5 protein-coding genes are annotated in these 5,887 nt (G+C 68.1%); 1 reads left to right on the top strand and 4 read right to left on the bottom strand.

What is annotated here, in order from left to right; translation table 11 throughout:
* Positions 1-573: 573 nt before the first annotated feature.
* From FVW27_RS06255 to FVW27_RS06240, 4 genes are all read right to left on the bottom strand, one after another.
* Positions 574-1,263, bottom strand: coding sequence for a Crp/Fnr family transcriptional regulator (locus FVW27_RS06255; protein WP_167123665.1), 690 nt, complete (start codon positions 1,261-1,263; stop codon positions 574-576).
* Positions 1,264-1,368: 105 nt separating this feature from the next.
* Entirely contained in the window at positions 1,369-1,725 is a 357-nt protein-coding gene (locus FVW27_RS06250) for a 4Fe-4S dicluster domain-containing protein (RefSeq protein WP_167123663.1), read from the bottom strand.
* A 27-nt stretch (positions 1,726-1,752) separates the two neighbouring features.
* On the bottom strand, positions 1,753-3,537 hold the full coding sequence (locus tag FVW27_RS06245; protein WP_167123661.1) for an FAD-binding protein: 1,785 nt from the start codon (positions 3,535-3,537) through the stop codon (positions 1,753-1,755).
* Positions 3,538-3,812: 275 nt separating this feature from the next.
* Positions 3,813-4,877 carry a sulfite exporter TauE/SafE family protein gene (locus FVW27_RS06240; RefSeq protein ID WP_167123659.1) on the bottom strand — a complete coding sequence of 355 codons (1,065 nt, stop codon included), beginning with the start codon at positions 4,875-4,877 and terminating at the stop codon, positions 3,813-3,815.
* 428 nt (positions 4,878-5,305) lie between these two features.
* On the opposite strand from FVW27_RS06240, the gene FVW27_RS06235 reads away from it, so the two are divergent.
* The gene (locus tag FVW27_RS06235; RefSeq protein ID WP_167123657.1) at positions 5,306-5,563 is read left to right on the top strand and encodes a hypothetical protein; all 258 of its coding nucleotides are present in this window, start codon (positions 5,306-5,308) and stop codon (positions 5,561-5,563) included.
* Positions 5,564-5,887 lie beyond the last annotated feature (324 nt).

Below are 5,887 nucleotides of genomic sequence, written 5' to 3'. Positions count from 1 at the left end.
AGGGGCGCGGCCAGCGCGGCCACCACGATGGCCACGGCCAGCGTATGGATGAACGGACGGGCCAGCAGCCAGCCGATACCCACGGCCACCACGGCCAGCAGGGCCAGCCAGACCCGCGTGGGCGCGGCGTGGCCGGGCGCGGATGGTGTCGGCGGCATTGGCGGTACGGATGGACCGGATGGTCCGGACGCCACGGATGGTGCGGATGGTGCGGATGCTGCGGACGGCGCGAAAGATGCGGCAGGGGCTGCCCCCTCCGGCTGTCCGGCGGGGCTGCCATGCTCGGATTCGGCACACGGGGAGGGGCACCCCGCGCAGGGCGATGGGGCAAACGGCTCCACCCCCTGCGGGGGAACATCGCCGGGGCATCCCCCGCATGACGGGGAAAGACGCGTGGCGGCGCGGCGCAGCACCGGTCGGGCAGAGTGATGGAGGGGGCGGCGCGGGGAACGGGCAGGAGTACTCATGTCGCGGTGCTAGCATGCGGTGGGCGCCGAAGCAACAGCGGCTCCGCGACGTTGCTGCGCCTTCGGGCACGGCGGGCGGCAAAGGGCGGAAAAGGGCCGGTACCCTCTACAACTCCGCGCGCTCCAGCAGCCGCAACGGATGCATCACCACCACCTCGCGGCGGGTCACCCGCACCAGCCCCTCGTCCTGCATCTCGCGCAGAAAGTCGCTGACGGTCTGCTGGCACGATCCGGTCATGGCGGCCATCTGCTCCTGGGTCAGGCGCACGGGGATCACCGCCGGTTCAAGCCAGGCCGCCTCGTCGCCCAGCACCTCGTAGGCCATGTACACCAGCAGCTTGGCCAGCCGGGTGCCCACGTCGCAGGTCATCAGGTTGCCCACCTGCTCGCCGAGGTAGCGCACCCGCCCCCCCAGCGTGGCAATGACCCTGCGCGCCGCGCCGAAGTTGTCGGCCAGAAACTTCTCGAACTCGTCCCGCCCCGCCTCGCGCAGCACGCACGGGGTCAGGGCCTGGGCATTGGCCTTGCGCGGCACCGAATCCAGCACCTCGGCCAGGCCGAACATCTCGCCCCGCCTGCGCAGGAAGAAGATGGGTTCCTTGCCCGACGGCGCAATGCGAAAGATGCGCACGATGCCCTGCTCCACGTAGAAGCACGAATCGCCGGAGTCCTCCTCGAAGAACACCATGTCGTTCTTCGCAAAGTCCCTCCGGCGCGACAACGCCAGAAACGCCGCCCGCTCGTCCGGCAGGTCGGCGAAAAAATCCTCGGTCCAGAGATGCCAGTTGCGTTCCATGAGCCCCCCTGGCGGAGAGCGTAGTGCTCCTGCGGCATATTGCAAGGGGGCAAAGGCGGTATCGGACACCGGATGTCCGCGCCGCCTCCGCCCCCCGGAGTGTGATTACGCGTCCTTGTCAGTCCGGATGGCCGGGGCCACGGCCAAGCGGTTGCGATATTTGTAGGTGGTTTCCACGCCGTGGATGTCCACGCACTTCCAGGTGATGTGCTCCTTGCCCATGATGGGGCGCAGGGACGCCTTGTGGTACCCCAACTGGTAGGGGATGCGCGTCTCAATGGCGGCGCGGGGGCAGGCCTTGGTGCAGGACATGCAGTCCCAGCAGTCGCGCGTGCAGCGGCAGCGGGCCTTGCCCGTGGCTGCGTCCACCACCATCAGGTTGCCGGGGCAGGCTTCTTCGCAACGCGATTCGGGCAGCCCTTCGCAACCGTTGCACTTTTCGGTCAGTATTCTCGGCGGCATGTGTTCCTCCGTCCGGATGAAATGCGGTTAAGCCTTGAACCGGTCGCCGGGGACCAGCTGCTCGTAGGGCCGGGTGAAGGCGGTCACCTCGCCGGTGGCCGGGTCGCGCCGGGTTTCCACGAAGCAGTCGAAGTTGGCGTCGTCACGGCCGGGGTAGTCGCTGCGGGTCTGCCACCCGGCCCAGCGGGTTTCGCGGCGGGCCTTCAGGTGGTGCACCACGGCCTCGGCCACGTCCACGCGGTCCATGGTCTCGTTGGCCTGCATCAGGTCGTGCAGGTCGGCGGCCTTCAGGTAGGCGAACTGCGATTGCAGCATCTTGATGTGGCGCAGGGCGTAGTCCAGGCGCTCCTCGTTGGTGCGGTAGAACTGCGAGCTGCCGCCCGCGTACTCGTCCATCAGGCGCTGGAGGCGTTCCTTCATCTCGGTGGGGGTCACGCCGTCGTAGTCCTTGCCGCGCAGCAGCGGCGCGAACACGCGGGCCTTTTCCGACTCCACTTGCGCGCTGACGGCGGCTTCGTCGGGCGTTTCAAGGCCCGCCGCCATGTAGGCAATGGCGCCGCGCGCGGCCAGCTTGCCTTCCGCCGCACAGCCGCCCACGAACTTGTTGGGGTTGCCGCCCGCCGTTTCACCCGCCGCGAACAGGCCGGGCACGGTGGTCATGCGCTGCATGTCCACCCAGAAGCCGCCCATGGTGTGGCCGCCCATGATGTACGGGTCGGACCCGTATATCTCGATGGGCTCCTTGGTCACGTCCTGCCCCCGGCTGGCCAGGAACAGCACGAACGACGGGCGCTCGTTGAGGTAGTCGGTCATCATGGCCTGCACCAGTTCGGGGGCCATGTTGCGGGTGTCGCAGTAGCAGGGGCCGCGCCCGGCCAGCCATTCCTCCATGGGGGCGTTGGCCCGGATGAAGCGCGGGGCCGCGTCGCCGCCGAGGTGGGCGTAGCGGCTCATGACCCGCTCGTCCTTGCAGTTGATGATGGGCGCCTTGTAGCCCACCGAAATGGTGTCCACGGGGCCGCAGAAGTCCTTGGTGCGGGTGGCCACCCAGCGCTGCTCCAGCGACGACAGCTCCGCGCCCTGGCGGAAGCCCATGGCGTAGCCGGAACCCACGCAGTAGGGGCACATCCAGATCTGCGCGCCGCTGTCGGTGGAATCGGCGGTGTACGACTTGTACAGGGTGCCCGCCCCGCCGGTGGAAACCACCACGGATTTGGCGCGGAACACGTGGAACGCACCGTCACGCACGCCAAGGCCCATGGCTCCCACACAGCGGCCACCGTCCATGAGCAGGCCGGTCCCCACCACGCGGTTGTACACTTCGGCCCCGGCCTCGATGGCCTTCTCGGCCATGATGGGCTTCAGCTGCTCGCCGTGGATGGAAATGTCCCACTTGCCGCGGTAGCGGATCTTGCCGTTCTCGTCGCGCAGGATGGGCAGGCCCCAGCGCTCAAGGTCGTCGATGGCCTCGTTGAGCTCCTCGGCGTTGCTCAGGGCCAGGTCCTCGCGCAGGGGGCCGCCGCCCACCTGGGCGCGGCTCCAGCGCACCAGGTCCTCGGGGGTCTTGCCTTCGGGAATGTAGGTGTTCAGGGCGTCCATGCCCGCCGAACACGCACCGGAGCGCATGATCTCGGCCTTTTCCATGATCACCACGCGCAGCGACGGATCAAGCCGCTTGGCCTCGGTGGCCACGAAACACCCGGCGTTGCCGCCGCCGATGATCAACAGGTCGCACTCCACCGTTTCCGTGCGCACCTCTGCAAGGCTGCGCGGCGCGATGTCCACGGCCCTGCTGGCCTTTCTGTTCGCCATGTCGTTTCTCCCGACGTTGATTGGATACGTTACGGATGCGCCGCAGGGGCCACCGCATCGCCATGCTATTTTCCTGGACACCCCATGCCGCCACCTGCGGCGCAGGGCTCATGAATCTTCTTTGGTCTGACGCGCCACCGCCGCCCTGCGGCGCAGGGATTTTGTTCGCTGGCAAGGCGAGCAAGCCTGCCATGAGGGTGCATACTTTTGCCGTATTCACCCGAAATGGCAGGCGCAGCTCAACGCCGCCAGCGGGCAAAAGACCAAGCCGCAGCCTAAGCGCTGCCAAGGCCCAGCTTAATCCCCATATACTGCAGCCCCACGAAGATCAGCAGGATGCCGAACAGCAGGCGCAGGTAGCGGGTGTCCACCACGCAGCCCAGACGACGCCCGAAGTTGGCCCCGCAGTAACCGCCCATCATGGCGAACACGGCCAACTGGTAGATGACGGTGTCGGCCACGCCGCGCACGATGAACTGCGAGCCGATGTTGGCCACCTTGACGAAGTTGCCGGTGCCCACGGCCACCATCATGGGCAGGCCGAAGGCCGCGTGCAGCATGGGGGTGAACAGGAAGCCGCCGCCCACGCCGATGATGCCGGTGAGCGCGGCGATGAAGAAGTTGCCGAAGGCCGGGAACAGGATGTTGGTGCGGTAGGGCACGCCGTTCCATTCGCCGCCCGCATAGAGCAGGCCCTGCTTTTCGGTGGCCACGAAGCCGCCGCTCTTGGCCGGGGCGGGGCGAATGCCGCGCCACAACATCCAGAACGCCGCGCCAAAGACCAGCACGGAGAAGTACATCTTCAACTGTTCCGGGGTCATGCCCAGCGAAAGGTACGCGCCCGCGCCCGCGCCCAGAAAGCCGGTGGCCATCATGGGGAAGGCCACCTTCATGTTGGGGGTCTTCTTGGACAGGTGCACCATGGCGGCCATCAGGCCGATGACGGCAGAGGCAAGGCTGTTGGTGCCCAGGGCCACCTTGACCGGCAGGCCCAGCCACAGGGTGTACAGGGGCACGGAAAACAGGCTGATGAACGCCCCCACCATGCCGCCCAGGAACCCGGCCACCATGCCCACGCCAATGCCCAGCACCGGCACCACGTTGACGGTGCCCCAGTTGGGGTGACTCCAGGCCACGGTCCACGAGGGCGCAACCGATTCCTTGACCAGCGCCAGCAGCAGCACGGCGGTCAGCGCCCACAGGGCCATGTTGCCGGGGGTGCGTTCGCCCAGCACCGCCCGGATGCCCGTGAGGAACGGGGAACAGGTGATGTCGGCGTCCGCCGCTCCGTTTGCCGGGGCCGCGCCCGCCGCTGCGCCCGTGTTGTTCGTATCCGCCATTCCCGCCTCCCTTGCTGATTGAAGTGATTGTGGTGGTGAGTGTGTCCGCCTCGCCGGGGCATCCGGAACCGGACAGCCGGGCGCGGGGCGTGCATCGTGAGCCACGGGAGTAGCGCGAAGGGGGCAACGGGTTCTATCGCGGGGACGATAAACGGAGGAAACGTGACGAAATGGGGGTGAAAAAAGGCGGGGTGGCGGGATGTGCGATAAATCAAATCGTGCATTAACACTGCGTTACTGACTGACAAAGACAAAACGGAGCGGACCGCACGCATTCCGCCCCGCCTGCTGACAACCCGCGCGTGCCGGGGTATGGGTGAAGCATCCCCGCCCCTGCCGCCCGCCCCCCGCTCATGGGGGCACACGCACGGACCACACCGGGCACGCACCACGGACACGCGGCGCAGCGCGGGGAAGGAGGGTGCGCCGTGTTCGCCCTGCTGTTTCTGCAACGCCCCTGCGTGGGCTGCGGTTTCTGCTGCGCCAAGGCCCAATGCCCGCCGGGCCGTGAGGCCTACGGTGACCGTCGCCGCTGCCCCGGCCTGTTCTGGGACGGGGCGCGCTACCGCTGCCGCCTGGTCATGACCGACGCCCAGGTTGCCGCCGTGTTGCAGGTGGGCGAAGGCTGCTGCCGTCCGCTGAACCGCTGGCGCAAGGATGTGCGGGAGCGGGTGAAGCCGTTGTGACCGGGGCCCCCGCCCTCCTTCCTGCATGCGGGCGGGCACGCGGCCCGGCGTCCCGATTCCGTCATCCTTTCCCGGCCAGTCCCGCCAGTCCGGCCAGTCACACCAGTCCGGCCAGTCTGGTCCAACCCGTACCAGCCCGTACCAGCCCGGGCCCGCGCGAACGGCTTTGCTTCGGGCGCGGCGTGACGTATACCCTTTGCGCAGGTTGCCCCGTCCAGTGCGCGCAGCCGCTGCGCATTCCCCGCGCAGCCCCGGCGTGTCCGGCGTGCCCGTCACATCCGGCGCCCCCGTTGCGCACCCGTTGCGCACCCGTTGCGCCCCGTT

Origin of the sequence: Nitratidesulfovibrio liaohensis (assembly GCF_011682075.1) — a bacterium.
Taxonomy (GTDB): domain Bacteria; phylum Desulfobacterota; class Desulfovibrionia; order Desulfovibrionales; family Desulfovibrionaceae; genus Cupidesulfovibrio; species Cupidesulfovibrio liaohensis.
This window is presented reverse-complemented; position numbering and strand designations above follow the sequence as displayed.

Excerpts from the sequence above, each read along its gene's own strand:
- FVW27_RS06240 (WP_167123659.1), bottom strand. The coding sequence starts at position 4,877 with ATGGCGGATACGAACAACACGGGCGCAGCGGCGGGCGCGGCCCCGGCA.
- FVW27_RS06245 (WP_167123661.1), bottom strand. The coding sequence starts at position 3,537 with ATGGCGAACAGAAAGGCCAGCAGGGCCGTGGACATCGCGCCGCGCAGC.
- FVW27_RS06250 (WP_167123663.1), bottom strand. The coding sequence starts at position 1,725 with ATGCCGCCGAGAATACTGACCGAAAAGTGCAACGGTTGCGAAGGGCTG.
- FVW27_RS06255 (WP_167123665.1), bottom strand. The coding sequence starts at position 1,263 with ATGGAACGCAACTGGCATCTCTGGACCGAGGATTTTTTCGCCGACCTG.